Here is a 14,112-nt window from a genome sequence, read left to right on the forward strand (position 1 = left end):
CCCCATTCCCGAAGATGCTAAAACGTGGTCTGAAACCACCCCAACACCCGCCATGCCGCGCCCCATTCTCGCCACCGTCCACACCGCCGCCCTGCGCCACAACCTCGACCGCGCCCGCCGCTCGGCCGTCGACGCCCGTGTCTGGGCCGTGGTCAAGGCCAACGCCTACGGGCACGGCATCGAGCGTGTCTTCGAGGGCCTGCGCGGCGCCGACGGCTTCGCGCTGCTCGACCTGGCCGAGGCCGAGCGCGTGCGCGCGCTGGGCTGGCGCGGCCCGGTGCTGCTGCTCGAAGGCGTGTTCGACGCGCGCGACCTGGAGCTGTGCTCGCGCCTGGACCTGTGGCATTCGGTGCATTGCGACGAGCAGATCGACATGCTCGCGGCCCACAAGACCCTGAAGCCGCAGCGCGTGTTCCTGAAGATGAACTCCGGCATGAACCGCCTGGGCTTCACGCCCGAGCGCTTCGGTTCGGCCTGGACGCGCCTGAACGCGCTCCCGCAGGTCGACGAGATCTCGCTCATGACGCACTTCAGCGACGCCGACGGCCCGCGCGGCATCGAGCACCAGCTGGAGGTGTTCGAGCGCGCCACGCGCGACCTGCCCGGCGAGCGCTCCATTGCCAACAGCGCCGCCACGCTGCGCCATGCGCCGCGCACGCGCGGCGACTGGGTGCGCCCCGGCATCGTGCTGTACGGCAGCGCCCCCGATTTTCCCGAACACGACGCGGCGCACTGGCAGCTGCAGCCGACCATGACGCTGTCGACCCGGCTCATCTCGGTGCAGACGCTGAAGGCCGGCGACACCATCGGCTACGGCTCGCGCTTCGCGGCCGAAGGCCCGCTCACCATCGGCATCGCGGCGGTCGGCTATGCCGACGGCTATCCGCGCCACTGCGACACCGGCACCCCGGTGCTGGTGAACGGCGTGCGCACCCGCATGGTGGGCCGCGTGAGCATGGACATGATCACCGTCGACCTCACGCCCGTGCCCGACGCCGCCTTCGGCGCCGAGGTCACGCTGTGGGGCCGCTCGGCCCTGACCGGCGCGGTGCTGCCGATCGACGAGGTGGCCCAGGCCGCCGGCACCGTCGGCTACGAACTCATGTGCGCGGTCGCGCCGCGGGTGCCCTTCGCACCTGCCGACGAATGACGTGAAGGTTCTTTCCAACTGGCGCTCCGTGCGCCTGTGGGAAACGCAGGTCGAACGCGACCTGCACCGCGATCACAGCCTGCGCACGCACGGCCTGCTGATCGGCACTTTCACGCTGCTCCTGATGTGGGGCGTGTCGGCGCTGCAGATGCACCTGCTGCATGTCGAGTCGCTAGCCGTGCGCTACCTCGTCACGCTGGGCGTGGGCTATGTCGGGTACCTGTGCGTGCTGCGCTGGTGGGCGCAGCGGCTGGTGGAGCGGCGCACCGAGATCGAGCCGCCCGAAGACCTGGGCGGCACCACGGAAGGCGATCCGGGGTGCGCGCCCGACGCCGCCGACGGTGGCAGCGCGCTTTCCGACGTGGCCAGCGGCGCGCTCGACGCCGCGGGCGGCGCCGACGAAGGCGCGATCATCGTCGTGCCGGTGCTCGCCATCTTCCTGCTGTGCGTGGCCGTCGTGCTCGGCGCGGGCTCGCTGGTGCTGCTGTACTTCAGCTGGGACGCGCTGCTGGCCGTGGCGATCGAAGTCGCCTTCTCCTACGTGTCGGCCCGCGCCGCGGTGCGCGTGGCGCGCGAAGGCTGGCTCATGGCGGCGGTGCGGCTCACCTGGAAGCCGCTGCTGGGGGCCGTGGTCTGCGCGGTGGCGCTGGGCGCGCTCATCGACCACTTCATGCCGCAGGTCCACTCGCTGCCCGAAGCCGTGCGCGTGCTCACGGGGAAGGCACCGCGCTGAGCAGGTGCTCGACCAGCACCCGGCACTTGGGCGGCAGGTAGCGGCTGGGCGGGTACATCAGCCACGCGTGCCCCTGGTAGGCGCCCTGCAGCGCCCAGTCGGGCAGCACGCGCACCACGCGGCCGTCGTCCAGCGCCTCGCGCGCCGTGAAGGCCGGCACGCAGGCCACGCCCAGGTCCGCGAGCGCGCCATCGAGCCGCATCTCGCTGTGGTTGCAGACGTAGCGGCCGTCCACCACCACCTCGACCTCGTCTTCACCGTCCTTTCGAAAGCGCCAGTGGTTGTCGCGCTCGTGCTCGCCCAGCGACAGGCAGCTGTGCGCGCGCAGGTCGTGCGGGTGCGCGATGGCGCCGTGGCGCGCCAGGTAGGCCGGCGTGGCGCACAGGATGTGCTCGACCGCCATCAGCTGCCGCGCCACCAGCCCCTCGGGCGGCGCCGTGGTCAGCCGCACCACGAGGTCGACGCCTTCGCGGATCGGGTCGATGTCGCGGTCGGCCACGACCAGCTGCACGCCCACTTCCGGGTACTGGCGCAGGAAGTCGAGCAGGTGCGGATGCAGCACGCGCCGCGCAAAGGCCTTCGGCGCGCTCAGGCGCACCCGGCCGGCCGGCGTGCGCGCGAACTGCGCGCCGATGTCCATCGCGCCCTGCGCCGCCGCCACCAGTTCGCGGCAGCGTGCAAAAGCCTCGGCGCCGGGCTCCGTGAGCCGCAGCTGGCGCGTGGTGCGCTGCAGCAGCTGCACGCCGATCTCCTGTTCGAGCCGCTTCACCTGCCGGCTCGCGGCCGAGGGCGTGATGCCCAGCAGGTCGGCCGCGGCCGAGAAGCTGCCCAGTTCGGCGACCCGCACGAAGGTGACCATCTCGGGCAGCACCTTGAGAAATGAATTCGTTCCGACCACGCAAGAGTCCTGTTCCGGCCGACGGCTGTGCGGCCCTGGTGCCGCCCGGAACAATGCGCCTTCTCTTCTTCTTTCAGGCGCCCCGGGCTGCGGGCAGACAGTATGGATTCAAAGGCGTTGCAAGGTGCGGTCCCGGCGGGGCGCGGGTCGTGGACGGCCGGCTTCGGCCCCGCCGAACTCATGCTGCTGCTCGTGGCGGCGGTCTGGGGCGGCAGCTACGCGGTGGCCAAGCAGGCGACGCAGCAGCTGCCCGTGCTCGAGTTCGTCGCGCTGCGCTTCGGCCTCACCTTTCTCGTGCTGCTGCCCGCGCTGCGGCCGCTGTGGCATGACCCACAGTGGCGCCAGGGGCTCGCCGTGGGCGGCCTGCTGGGCGCCAACCTGCTCGCCATCTTCCTGTGCGAGACCTTCGGCGTCTCGCTGACCCTGGCGAGCAACGCCGCCTTCCTCATCAGCCTGTGCGTGGCGATCACGCCTTTTGTCGAATGGTGGCTGCTGGGCCGGCGGCCCGCGCGGCGCGTGTTCTGGGCGGCCGGGCTCTCGGCCGTGGGCGCGGCCCTGCTCTCGGCGCCCTCGCTCGCCGACCTGTCGATGGGGTGGGGCGACGCCCTCATGCTCGCCGCCGCCTTCCTGCGCGCCGTCATGGTGTGCCTCACGCGCCGCCTGGCCGGCCGCCACAACCTGCCGGCGCTCACGCTGACGGCCGTGCAGTCGGGTGTGATGGCGCTGGGCGCGGCGGCGCTGTCGCTGCTGGCCGCATCGGGCGGGCGCGCCTGGCACCTGCCGCCCGCCACGGCCGGCTTCTGGTGGGGCATGGCCTACCTCGTGCTGCTGTGCACCGTGTTCGCCTTTTTCGCGCAGAACCACGCGGCCTCGCGCAGCAGCCCGAGCCGGGTGTCGCTGCTCATGGGCAGCGAACCGGTGTTCGGCGCGGCCATCGCGGCGCTCGGGCTGGGCGAGCGCATCGGCGCCTGGGGCTGGGCCGGCGGCCTGCTGATCGTGGGCGCCGCCCTGTGGGTCAGCCTGGCGCCCGAGGAGGGCGGGCAGACGGGGCGCCCCTGACGGCGGAAGGGGGCCGGCTGGGCGCGGCCCCCGGCTCGTGGCATCCTCGGGGGCTGCGGCGTTTCGCCGCCCCCCACAACACCAAGGAATGCAGACATGGGCGCGCAATGGAAAGCCAAGCACAAGGACGTGGCCGCGAATGCCAAGGGCCGGTTGTTCGGCAAGCTGGCCAAGGAAATCATGATCGCCGCGCGCAACGGCGCCGACCCGGCCTCGAACGCGCGGCTGCGGCTGGTCGTCGAGCAGGCCCGCAAGGTCTCGATGCCGAAGGACACGCTCGACCGCGCCATCAAGAAGGGCGCCGGCCTCACGGGCGAGGCGGTGCACTTCGACCACGTCATGTACGAGGGCTTCGCCCCGCACCGCGTGGCCGTGATGGTCGAATGCCTGACCGACAACGTGAACCGCACTGCGCCTGAAATGCGCGTGCTGTTCCGCAAGGGCCAGCTCGGCACCTCCGGCTCCGTCTCGTGGGACTTCGACCACCTCGGCATGATCGAAGCCGAGCCCGCCAGCAAGGACGCCGACGCCGAAGTGGCCGCCATCGAAGCCGGCGCGCAAGACTTCGAGCCGGGCGCCGAAGACGGCACCACCCTGTTCCTGACCGAGCCCGCCGACCTCGACCTCGTGAGCCGCGCACTGCCGGCCCAGGGCTTCACCGTGCTGTCGGCCAAGCTGGGCTATCGGCCCAAGAACCCCGTTGATCCTGCGAGCCTGAGCGCTGCCGACCTCGAAGAGGTCGAGGCGTTTCTAGCGGCCATCGACGCGAACGACGACGTGCAGAACGTGTACGTCGGGTTGGCGGGTTGAGCGCCTGACATTCAGGGCGACGCTCCCGCCGACGGGGAGCCTTGCTCCGCGAATGTCCTCCGCCCTTCGGGCTCCCCCTTGATTTCGCTGCGCAAGGCACCCCATCGACGTGAGCGTTGGGCCGTGCAGTCGTTGATCGGCCGCACACCACCGCCGCGTCCCGTGCGCAGGACACTGGGTGCTTCCCGCAGCGAAATCAAGGAGGAGGCCGCAGGCCGGGGGACATTCGCGGAGGGAAGTACCCGGTGGCCTGTGCACGCGCCCTGAACATCGTCGATAGAACCGAGCCGCCACGCCGGAGACAATCCGCGCCGGAGGAAAACAGTTCAATGACCCATTCGACGAAGAAACGAACGCCGTCGCGTACCGCACGGCATGCCCTCGGCCTGGCACTGGCCATCGCCGGCTTCTCGGCGCAGGCCCAGACCGAAGCGGCTGCACCGCCCATGGCCGCAGCCTCGGCACCCGCCGAAGCCACCCCAGCCGCTGCGGCGCCCCAAACCCGCGTCCGCTACCTGCGCATGCCCCAGCAGAGCGGCGCCGACCACCTGCGCGTGGTGCGCCGCGAAGACACGGTGGGCCGCGTGGCCGGCCAGGTCGCGCTGAACGTCGCGTTCGCCGTGCTCGGCACCGGCGCGGCCGTGCAGGGCTTCTCGAAGGACGGCCTCGGCGGCACCACGCTCGAAGCGCTGCGCGACGACCCGGTGAGCGTCAACCCGGCGATGAGCGACCTGCAGGAGGCCCTGAGCAAGATCGCCACCGACATCTACCGCCGCCGCACCGAGACCGCGCTCGCCACCGCGCTGACCGACGGCTCGACGCCCGAAGAGATCGAGGCCGCGCGCCAGACGCCGAAGGAGGCCGACTCGCCGCTGGTCCCGGGGGCGTGGCACCTCGTCTACGAAAACCTGATGGGCTCGGACGAACTGTTCCGGCTCAAGTACGGCGCCTCGCTGGGGCGCGCGGGCTTCATGCGCCCGCCGATCGGCTGCAGCTACGAATCGGAGCCGCTGGCCTGGACCCAGTGGCAGGCCGACGGCTGGCAGCGGCTGCGCGAGGAACGCGTGAAGATCGTGGCCCGTTGCGTCGAGGCCATCGGCGCCGCGCCCGAAAACCGCTGGTAGTCAGCGGCAGGCCGCTCAGTACAACCCGAGCTGCCGCGTCCGCAGCCGCGCCAGCCCCAGCAGCGCATCCGTGAACGGCGTGGCCACGCCCGTCAGCTCGCCCAGCTCGCGCACCACGGTGACGAGCGCGTCGAGCTCGACGGAACGGCCCGCCTCCACGTCCTGCAGCATCGAGGTCTTGAACGCGCCGAGCTTCATCGTCACCGCGTGCCGGTCTTCGGGGCTCTGCGTGATCTCGATGCCGATGCGCCGGCCGATCTCCTTGGCCTCGAGCATCACGGCCGAGATGAAGCCGCGCACATAGTCGTCGCCCATGATGAGGTCGGTGGTGGCGCCGGTGAGCGCGCTGATCGGGTTCACCGTCATGTTGCCCCACAGCTTGAACCACACGTCCTTCTGGATCTGCGGCGACAGCGTGGTGTCGATGCCCGTGCTCTTGAGCAGCTCGACCAGCTTCTGCACGCGCGGCGTGGCCTGGCCCGAAGGCTCGCCCACGATCAGCCCGTTGCCGAAGTGGTGCCGCACCACGCCCGGTCCGTCGAGCGAGCAGCTGGCGTGCACCACGCAGCCGATCACGTTGCGCGACGGAATGGCCTTCGCAATGGCGCCTTCGGGGTCGACGGCCGCGAGGCGGTGCCCCGTGATCTCGCCGCCGAAGCCGCCTTCGAGGAACCACCACGGCACGCCGTTCATGGCCACCAGCACGATCGTGTCGGGCCCGATCAGCGGCCCGATGCGTTCGGCCACGCCGGCCAGCGCGGGCGCCTTCACGGCGATCACCACCAGATCTTGAACACCGAGTGCCTCGGGGTCGGCCACCGCGTTCACCGGCACGCGCGTGCGCACGTCGCCGCGCATCAGCGAGAGGCCGTCCTTCTGCAGTGCGTCGAGCGTGGCGCCACGCGCCACCACGTTCAGGCGCTGGCCTGCCTGCGCGAGGCCGACACCGATCCATCCGCCGATCGCGCCGGCGCCGTAGATGCAAATCTTCATGGGAACAGGCGCCTCAGTTGCGGTAGCTCGGGTCGATGCGGTCCACCTGCCGCACCAGTGCATTGAACACGTCCTGCCCGGCACCGTGCGCGGGGCTGAACTGCAGCGCGTCGCGCGTGCAGCGCTGCGCGATCTCTTCGCTCACCGGAATCGCGGCGCCCATCGAGAAGGTCGCCATCTGGATCTCGCAGGCGCGTTGCAGCGTCCACAGGATCGCGAAGGTCTGCGGCAGCGTCTGGCCCCAGGCCAAGAGGCCGTGGTTGCGCAGGATCACCGCGTTGCGATCGCCGATGCTCTTGAGCAGGCGCGGGCCTTCGTCGGCATGGATCGTGATGCCCTCGAAGTCGTGGTACGCCACCATGCCGTGCAGCTGGGCGGTATAGAAATTGGTCTGCTGCAGGCCGCCCTGCAGGCAGGCCACGGCCACGCCGGCCGTGGTGTGCGTGTGCATCACGCAGTGCGCGCCGGGCAGGCCGTCGTGGATGGCCGCATGCACCACGAAGCCGGCCGGGTTCACCGGGTAGGTCGAGCCGTCGAGCACCTTGCCCTGCAGGTCGATCTTCACCAGGTTGCTGGCCGTCACCTCGCTGTAGTGCAGGCCGAAGGGGTTGATGAGGAACTGCTTCTCGCCACCCGTCACGCTGTCGGGCAGCCGCACCGTGATGTGGTTGTAGATCATCTCGGTCCAGCCCAGCATCGCGAACACGCGGTAGCAGGCCGCGAGCTCCTCGCGCGCGGCGCGCTCGTCGGGATGGATCGAGGGATGGACCAGCGCCGACGGCGCGGTGGCGAGTGTGTTCATGGCAGTTCCTTCATGTGATCAACCTTCAGCCGTGAAGCCGACCTCTTTCACGATCGGCGCCCACTTGGCGGTGTCCTTCTTCAGCAGATCGGCCAGCTCGGCCGGCGTGGAAGACATGGCTTCCAGGCCGAAGGTGCCGAGGCCGTCGATCACGTCCTTCTGTGCGAGCGCGTTCTTCATCGCCGTGTTGAGCTTCGTCACCAGCTCGGGCGAGGCCTTGGCCGGCAGGAAGAAGGCGAACCATTCGCTGTGCGCCATGTTCTTGATGCCCTGCTCGCCGAAGGTCGGCACATCGGGCGCGAAGCGGCTGCGCTTGGCACCCGACACGCCCAGGATGCGCACCTTGCCCGATTGCAGGTGCTGCGTGATGTCGCCGATGGGGCCCGACACCGCCGAGATGTTGCCGCCCAAGAGGTCGAGCATGGCCGGCTGCGTGCCGCGATAGGCCGCGTGCTTGAGCTCGACGCCGCCTTGCTTGCCCAGCAGCGCGCCGATGAAGTGCGGCGTGGAGCCCGCGGCCGGCGAGCCGTAGTTGGCGCCGGCCGGGTTGGCCTTGGCCCAGGTGAGGAACTCGGGCACCGTCTTGATCGTGGCCGGCACGGCCGGGCCGACCGCGAAGCCGAAGTCGAAGATGCAGGCCAGGCTCACGGGCGTGAGGTCGACCATCGGGTCGTAGGGCAGCTTCTTGTAGATGTGCGGGTAGATCGTGAGGATCGACGTGGGCGTCTGCAGGATGGTGGTGCCGTCGGCCGGGCGGCCCTTCACGTAGCTCACGGCGATCTGGCCGCCCGCGCCGGTGCGGTTCTCGACCACGGCGGTCTTGGCGTAGTCGGGGCTCAGCTTCAGCGCAATGCGCCGGCAGGTGGTGTCCGAGGTGCCGCCGGCCGCGAAGCCGGTGACGATGGTGGCGTTCTCGAGCGCGGCAGCCTGCGCAAAGGCCTGCTGGCCGAGGCTGGCGAGCAGCGCCGAGGCGCCGGTGGACTGCAGCATGTGGCGGCGGGTGAAGGTCATGTCTGTCTCTTTTCGGGATGGTGAGGAGTCAACAGGATCACGACTCGTCGCGCAGCCAGGTGACCGCGCCCGAGTGGGTCACGGCGCCCTGGTGGGCAGGGCGCACGGTGAGCGCGTATTTTTCCAACAAACCACCGTGCGCCGCCCCCGCGTTTACCTCACGTCCGGCCAGCCGCGACGCGATTTCTTCGGCGCTCAGCTCGACCGAGATGCTGCGCGCCGCGGCGCGTGCATCGATGGCCACCATGTCGCCGTCGCGCAGCACCGCGATCGGCCCGCCGTCGGCCGCCTCGGGCCCCGCGTAGCCGATGCACAGGCCGCGCGTGGCGCCCGAAAAGCGCCCGTCGGTGAGCAGCGCCACCTTGTCGCCCATGCCCTGGCCGTACAGCAGCGCGGTGATGCCCAGCATCTCGCGCATGCCGGGGCTGCCCTTGGGGCCTTCGTTGCGGATGACGATCACGTCGCCCGCTTCGTAGCGGCGGTTCTGCACCGCCGCCTGTGCTTCTTCTTCCGAGTTGAAGACGCGCGCCGGACCGCGGTGCACCAGCGTCTTCAGGCCCGCCGTCTTGAGCAGCGCGCCGTCGGGGCAGAGGTTGCCCTTGAGCACCGCCAGCCCGCCGTCGCGCGTGATCGGGTTGCCCGCCGCGCGCACCACGCGGCCGTCGGGCGCGGCGGCGTCGGCCACTTCCTCGGCCAGCGTGCGGCCGGTGAAGGTGAGAGCGTCGCCGTGCAGGAAGCCCTGCTCCAGCAGCGTGCGCAGGATGACGCCCGCGCCGCCGATGTAGTACACGTCGCGCGCCAGGTACTGGCCGCCGGGGCGCAAGTCGGCAATGAGCGGCGTGCGCGCGAAGATCTCGGCCACGTCGTCCAGGTGGAACTTGATGCCGGCCTCGTGCGCGATCGCCGGCAGGTGCAACGCCGCGTTGGTCGAGCCGCCCGTGGCCGAGACCACGGCGCAGGCGTTTTCGAGCGCCTTGCGCGTCACGACGTCGCGCGGCAGCGGGCCGTCGCCCATCACCGCCTTCATGAGCTGCTTCGCGGCGCGACGCATCAGCGGCGCGCGTTCGCTGAACACCGCGGGCACCATGCTCGAACCGATGGGCGCCAGGCCCAGCGCCTCCGACACCATGCCCATGGTGTTGGCCGTGAACTGCCCCGCGCAGGCGCCGGCCGTGGGCAGGCAGGCGCGGCTCATGGCGTCGAGCTCGTCGTGCGTGGCCGTGCCGGCCAGCACCTTGCCGATGGTCTCGTAGGTGTCGACCACGTTCAGGTCGCGCCCGTCCGGCCCCGGCATCTGTCCCGGCAGCGCCGAGCCGCCGTGCACGAACACGCTGGGCACGTTGCAGCGGACCATGCCCATCATCAGGCCCGGCAGGTTCTTGTCGCAGGCACCGATGGCGAAGATGCCGTCCCACTGGTGGCCGCGCGTGGACGCTTCCACGCTGTCGGCGATGAGCTCGCGCGAGATCAGCGAGAAGCGCATGCCCGAATGCGCCATCGTCAGGCCGTCGCTCACCGACACCACCGGGCATTCGTGCGGCGTGCCGCCGCCGGCGTAGATGCCGGTCTTGGCGTGCTGCGCCTGCTCGCGCAGGTTGAGGTTGCACGGGCTCATCTCGCCGCCCGTGTGGAACACGCCGACGTGCGGGCGCGCGATGTCCTCGTCGTCCTGGCCCAGCGCGTGCAGGAAGCTGCGCGTGGTCGCGCGGATCGTGCCCTCGCGGATGGTCGCGGAGCGGAAGCGTTTCGTGGGGTCGGTGGGCGTGGTCATGCGGCTGGCGAAGGCTGGCTCGTGGAAGGGCGGGGCGTCAGAACATGCCGTTCTTGTTCGCGGCGGTCTCGGGCACGGGCTGCACCACGTCCCAGTGCTCGACGATCTTGCCGTTCTCGAGCTTGAAGATGTCGACGATGGCGCTGCCGCGCGTGCCGGGTTCGCGCACCGCGTTCACATGCAGGATCACGTAGTCGCCGTCGACGAAGCTGCGCTTGATCTCGCTCTTCGAGTTCGGAAACTTCTCGCGCAGGAAGGCGATGAACTTGCGAAAGCCCTCGGGCCCGTCGGCCGCCGTCGGGTTGTGCTGCACGTAGCGGTTGCCCACGTACTGCAGCGCCGCGTCGGCGTCCTTCTGGTTCAGGCCTTTTTCGTAGAAGGCGAGCACGGTCTGGCGGTTGGCTTCCTGCCGGGCCTGCGAGGCCGGGGCCGGGCCCGTCTGGGCGCAGGCGCCCAGGAACAGGGCGGCAGCAGCGGCGAAAGCCGCGAGGGTGGTGCGTCGCATCGAAATTTCCTTGACGGTGGATCAGTAGCCGTTGGGCGCGGTGGCGCCCGGCGCGGCCTTGTACTTCGCGAGCAGTTGCTTGGCGGCGGCCGCGAGCAGGATGGTGTCGACACCCACGGCCACGAACAGCGCGCCGGCCGCGAGCCACTTGCGCGCCTGCTCCTCGGTGGTCGACAGGATGCCGGCCGCCTTGCCGGCCTTGCGGATGCGCGCGATGGCGTCGGCGATCGTGGCCTGCACCTCGGGGTGGTTGGGCTGGCCCACGAAGCCCATCGAGGCCGACAGGTCGGCCGGGCCGATGAACACGCCGTCCACGCCCGGCGTGGCCGCGATGGCGTCGAGGTTCTTCATCGCCTCGACCGTCTCGGCCTGCACCAGCAGGCAGGTCTGCGCGTTGGCTTCGTGCAGGTAGTTCGGGTAGGCCTGCCAGCGCGAGGCACGCGCCAATGCGCTGCCCATGCCGCGGATGCCTTCGGGCGGGTAGCGCATGCCCTGAACCAGCTTCGCGGCCTGCTCGGCGGTGTCGACCATCGGCACCAGCAGCGTCTGCGCGCCGATGTCCAGGTACTGCTTGATCAGCGTGGTGTCGCCGACGGGAATGCGCACGACGGGATGCGAGCGCTGCGCGTCGGGCTGCGCCGACCATGCGCTGGAGATGCCCTGCAGCTGCGCGAGCACCGAGCGCACGTCGTTGGGCGCGTGCTCGCCGTCGACCAGCAGCCAGTCGTAGCCGGTGCCGGCCAGCAGCTCGGCCACGTAGCCGTCGCCCAGGCCGACCCACAGGCCGATCTGGGGTTGGCCGGCCTGCAGGGCCTGCTTGAAGGTGTTGAGTGGGGTGTGCATGAAAAAACTCGTCAGACGAAACGGAAGGCGATGGAGCCGAGCGGGCCGTAGTCGGCGTGGAAGGTGTCGCCCGGCACCGCGTTGGTGGGCCGCGTGAACGAACCGCCCAGCACGATCTCGCCGGCTTCGAGGCATTCGTCCCACGGCGCGAGCTTGTTCGCGAGCCAGGCCACGCCGGTGGCCGGGTGGTTGAGCACGGCCGCGGCCACGCCCGACTCCTCGATCACGCCATTCTTGTAGAGCAGCGCGCTCACCCAGCGCAGGTCGACCGCGTCGGGCTTCACCGGCCGGCCGCCGAGCACGATGCCCGCATTGGCCGCGTTGTCGGCGATGGTGTCGAACACCTTGCGCATGGCCTTGGTGTGGCGATCGAACTGCTCGATGCGCGCGTCGATGATCTCGATGGCGGGCACCACGTAGTCGGTGGCGGCCAGCACGTCGAAGATGGTCACGTTCGGCCCCTGCAGCTTCTTGCCGAGCACGAAGGCCAGCTCGACCTCGATGCGCGGCGCGATGAAGCGCGTGAACGGGATGTCGCCGCCCTGCTCGAAGAACATGTCGTCCAGCAGCGTGCCGTAGTCGGGCTCGGTGATCTGGCTGGCCTGCTGCATGGCGCGCGAGGTGAGGCCGATCTTGTGGCCCTTCACGATACGGCCTTCGGCGATCTTGTGCTTCACCCATTCGCGCGAGATGGCGTAGCCGTCCTCGATGGTCATCTCGGGAAAGCGCTTGGAGAAATGCTCGACCTGCACGCGCGACTTCTCGCTCTCGTGCAGTTCGGCGGCCAGTTGGGCGATGGTGGCGGTGGAGAGCATGGGGGCTCGCTTCTTTTTTATGATTTGTTGAACAGGGGATGCAGGTTGCTGTGCTTGCCGTCGTACACCTGCCCCGGCGCTTCGTCGATCTGCAGCGTGATGCCGATGTGGCGCTGCGTGAAGACGGGTTCGAAATGCGCGCGCACAGCGGCCAGCAGCTCGTCGCCGGCTTTCTTCTTCACCGCCTCGGAGCGGCCCGAGGCCATGCGCAGGTTGAGGTACACGAAGGCGTAGTCGGCCTGGCCGTCGGCCACCGCGTAGTGCGCGGCCGGGTAGGCCAGCACGCGCGTGCCGCCGGTGGGGAACACCGGCTTGCCGGCCTCGTCGCGCTGTTCGAGCATGGTGTCGGCCAGCGTGCGGCACAGCGCCGACACGTCGGTCTCGGCCTCGATGTTGGGCGTGTACAGGATCACCAGGTGCGGCATGGTCGTGCTCCGTTCAAACCACCGACATCGTCGCGGCCGTGCAGGTCACCGCGAAGATCGGGATGGCCTTCATGTGGAAGATCTCGCCCTTGCCGCGCGCGGCCGCGGCCACGCTCAGGAAGGTGCGGATCTCGAAGCCGCCCTGGCCCGCTTCGCGGTAGGTGGCCTCGTCGCCGTAGTCGGCCTGCGACAGCAGCGCCTCGCGGTCGTTGGCGCACCAGCGGCGCATGAACTCGGCGTCCCACTCGGCATTGACCTTGCCCGAGTCGGGCGTGGCCGGCCAGTGCGAGATGCCGCCCGTGCCCACCAGCGCGATGCGCTCGGGCACCTTGTCGCAGGCGCGGCGCAAGGCTTCGCCGAAGGCCCACGCGCGGTGCAGCGGCGTGAGCGGCGGGCCCTGGCAGTTGATGTTCACGGGAATGACCTTGGTGTCGAAGTTCGGCGTGAGGAAGTTCAGCGGCACCATGATGCCGTGGTCGAACTTCCATTCTTCCGCGTAGGCCACGTCCACCGTCTGCATCACTTCGCGGATCAGGCGCTGCGACAGCGCGGCATCGCCGGGGATGGTGTGCTTCTCGATGCCCAGCCACTTCGGGTCTTCGATCGGGCCCTCGTAGCTGTCGGCCATGCCGATCGCATAGGCCGGCATGTTGTTCATGAAGAAGTTCGCGAAGTGCTCGGCCGCGATGACGATCACCGCGTCGGGCTTGGTCGCGCGCATCGCCTCGCCGAAGCGATGGAACTGCGCGTGGAACTCGTCCTTCACCGCCGGGTCGGCCAGGTGCGCGCGGCCGGTGATGCCGGGGGCGTGGCTGCACACGCCTGCGAATACGAGACTCATACGCCTGCCACTTTCTCGTCGGTTCCGGTTGTCATTGCGTAGATGCCGGCGCGCACGGGGCCGTACTTGCGCACGCCTTCGCGCATGGCTTCCAAGTAGTCGGCCCACGCGACGCCGAGCAAGGGCGCGAAGTGCATCAGCAGCTGGCCGTTGCACCCGAGCACGTAGAGCTTGCCGATGTCGCCGGTGCCGATCGCTTCGCGCTCTTCGTCGTTCAGGTCGTAGCCCGCCAGCAGCGTGGCGCGCGTGTCGCCGCCTTCGCCGAAGCGGCGCTGCACGTCGGCGTCGCGGTTCAGCGCGAACAGGAATTTCTGCATCGCATAGAGGCTCAT

Annotated in this window: 16 protein-coding genes; 5 read left to right on the forward strand and 11 right to left on the reverse strand. The window is 69.9% G+C overall.

Going from position 1 to position 14,112, the window contains the following annotated elements:
• The first annotated feature begins 52 nt into the window (after positions 1-52).
• Both alr and AC1RAD_RS00465 read left to right on the forward strand, forming a co-directional pair.
• Entirely contained in the window at positions 53-1,150 is a 1,098-nt protein-coding gene (gene alr, locus AC1RAD_RS00460; protein ID WP_390347338.1) for an alanine racemase, read from the forward strand.
• A 1-nt stretch (position 1,151) separates the two neighbouring features.
• Complete coding sequence (locus AC1RAD_RS00465; protein WP_492733338.1) at positions 1,152-1,883, forward strand: hypothetical protein; 732 nt, start codon at positions 1,152-1,154, stop codon at positions 1,881-1,883.
• On the opposite strand, the gene AC1RAD_RS00470 is transcribed toward AC1RAD_RS00465, so the two are convergent.
• Entirely contained in the window at positions 1,861-2,742 is an 882-nt protein-coding gene (locus AC1RAD_RS00470) for a LysR family transcriptional regulator (RefSeq protein ID WP_492734532.1), read from the reverse strand. The genes AC1RAD_RS00465 and AC1RAD_RS00470 overlap by 23 nt on opposite strands.
• 141 nt (positions 2,743-2,883) lie before the next feature.
• On the opposite strand from AC1RAD_RS00470, the gene AC1RAD_RS00475 reads away from it, so the two are divergent.
• From AC1RAD_RS00475 to AC1RAD_RS00485, 3 genes are all read left to right on the forward strand, one after another.
• Positions 2,884-3,840, forward strand: a complete 957-nt coding sequence (locus tag AC1RAD_RS00475; protein ID WP_492733340.1) for a DMT family transporter — start codon at positions 2,884-2,886, stop codon at positions 3,838-3,840.
• A gap of 96 nt (positions 3,841-3,936) precedes the next feature.
• Entirely contained in the window at positions 3,937-4,650 is a 714-nt protein-coding gene (locus AC1RAD_RS00480) for a YebC/PmpR family DNA-binding transcriptional regulator (protein WP_095949820.1), read from the forward strand.
• Between the two features lie 329 nt (positions 4,651-4,979).
• On the forward strand, positions 4,980-5,774 hold the full coding sequence (locus AC1RAD_RS00485; protein ID WP_492733342.1) for a hypothetical protein: 795 nt from the start codon (positions 4,980-4,982) through the stop codon (positions 5,772-5,774).
• Between the two features lie 15 nt (positions 5,775-5,789).
• On the opposite strand, the gene AC1RAD_RS00490 is transcribed toward AC1RAD_RS00485, so the two are convergent.
• The 10 genes from AC1RAD_RS00490 to AC1RAD_RS00535 are packed head-to-tail and all read right to left on the reverse strand — an operon-like array spanning position 5,790 to position 14,112.
• Positions 5,790-6,767: a 2-dehydropantoate 2-reductase gene (locus AC1RAD_RS00490; protein WP_095949818.1), complete on the reverse strand. Its 978-nt coding sequence runs from the start codon at positions 6,765-6,767 to the stop codon at positions 5,790-5,792.
• A 13-nt stretch (positions 6,768-6,780) separates the two neighbouring features.
• The gene (locus AC1RAD_RS00495) at positions 6,781-7,569 is read right to left on the reverse strand and encodes a class II aldolase/adducin family protein (RefSeq protein ID WP_070063516.1); all 789 of its coding nucleotides are present in this window, start codon (positions 7,567-7,569) and stop codon (positions 6,781-6,783) included.
• A gap of 18 nt (positions 7,570-7,587) precedes the next feature.
• Complete coding sequence (locus AC1RAD_RS00500) at positions 7,588-8,580, reverse strand: Bug family tripartite tricarboxylate transporter substrate binding protein (protein WP_390347331.1); 993 nt, start codon at positions 8,578-8,580, stop codon at positions 7,588-7,590.
• A 37-nt stretch (positions 8,581-8,617) separates the two neighbouring features.
• On the reverse strand, positions 8,618-10,351 hold the full coding sequence (gene ilvD, locus AC1RAD_RS00505) for a dihydroxy-acid dehydratase (RefSeq protein ID WP_062476869.1): 1,734 nt from the start codon (positions 10,349-10,351) through the stop codon (positions 8,618-8,620).
• A gap of 37 nt (positions 10,352-10,388) precedes the next feature.
• Positions 10,389-10,856, reverse strand: a complete 468-nt coding sequence (locus AC1RAD_RS00510) for a nuclear transport factor 2 family protein (RefSeq protein ID WP_492733344.1) — start codon at positions 10,854-10,856, stop codon at positions 10,389-10,391.
• Positions 10,857-10,877: 21 nt separating this feature from the next.
• The gene (hpaI, locus tag AC1RAD_RS00515; RefSeq protein ID WP_492733346.1) at positions 10,878-11,699 is read right to left on the reverse strand and encodes a 4-hydroxy-2-oxoheptanedioate aldolase; all 822 of its coding nucleotides are present in this window, start codon (positions 11,697-11,699) and stop codon (positions 10,878-10,880) included.
• A gap of 11 nt (positions 11,700-11,710) precedes the next feature.
• On the reverse strand, positions 11,711-12,514 hold the full coding sequence (gene hpaH, locus AC1RAD_RS00520) for a 2-oxo-hept-4-ene-1,7-dioate hydratase (protein WP_062476860.1): 804 nt from the start codon (positions 12,512-12,514) through the stop codon (positions 11,711-11,713).
• A 17-nt stretch (positions 12,515-12,531) separates the two neighbouring features.
• Positions 12,532-12,939 carry a 5-carboxymethyl-2-hydroxymuconate Delta-isomerase gene (locus tag AC1RAD_RS00525; protein WP_492733347.1) on the reverse strand — a complete coding sequence of 136 codons (408 nt, stop codon included), beginning with the start codon at positions 12,937-12,939 and terminating at the stop codon, positions 12,532-12,534.
• A 13-nt stretch (positions 12,940-12,952) separates the two neighbouring features.
• Positions 12,953-13,780 (reverse strand): DODA-type extradiol aromatic ring-opening family dioxygenase, encoded by an 828-nt coding sequence (locus tag AC1RAD_RS00530; protein WP_062476853.1) that lies wholly within the window; start codon positions 13,778-13,780, stop codon positions 12,953-12,955.
• The gene (locus AC1RAD_RS00535) at positions 13,777-14,112 is read right to left on the reverse strand and encodes an aromatic ring-opening dioxygenase subunit LigA (RefSeq protein ID WP_070063511.1); all 336 of its coding nucleotides are present in this window, start codon (positions 14,110-14,112) and stop codon (positions 13,777-13,779) included. The genes AC1RAD_RS00530 and AC1RAD_RS00535 overlap by 4 nt, the downstream gene beginning before the upstream one ends.

The organism is Variovorax sp. GW823-FHT04B03, from assembly GCF_058796495.1.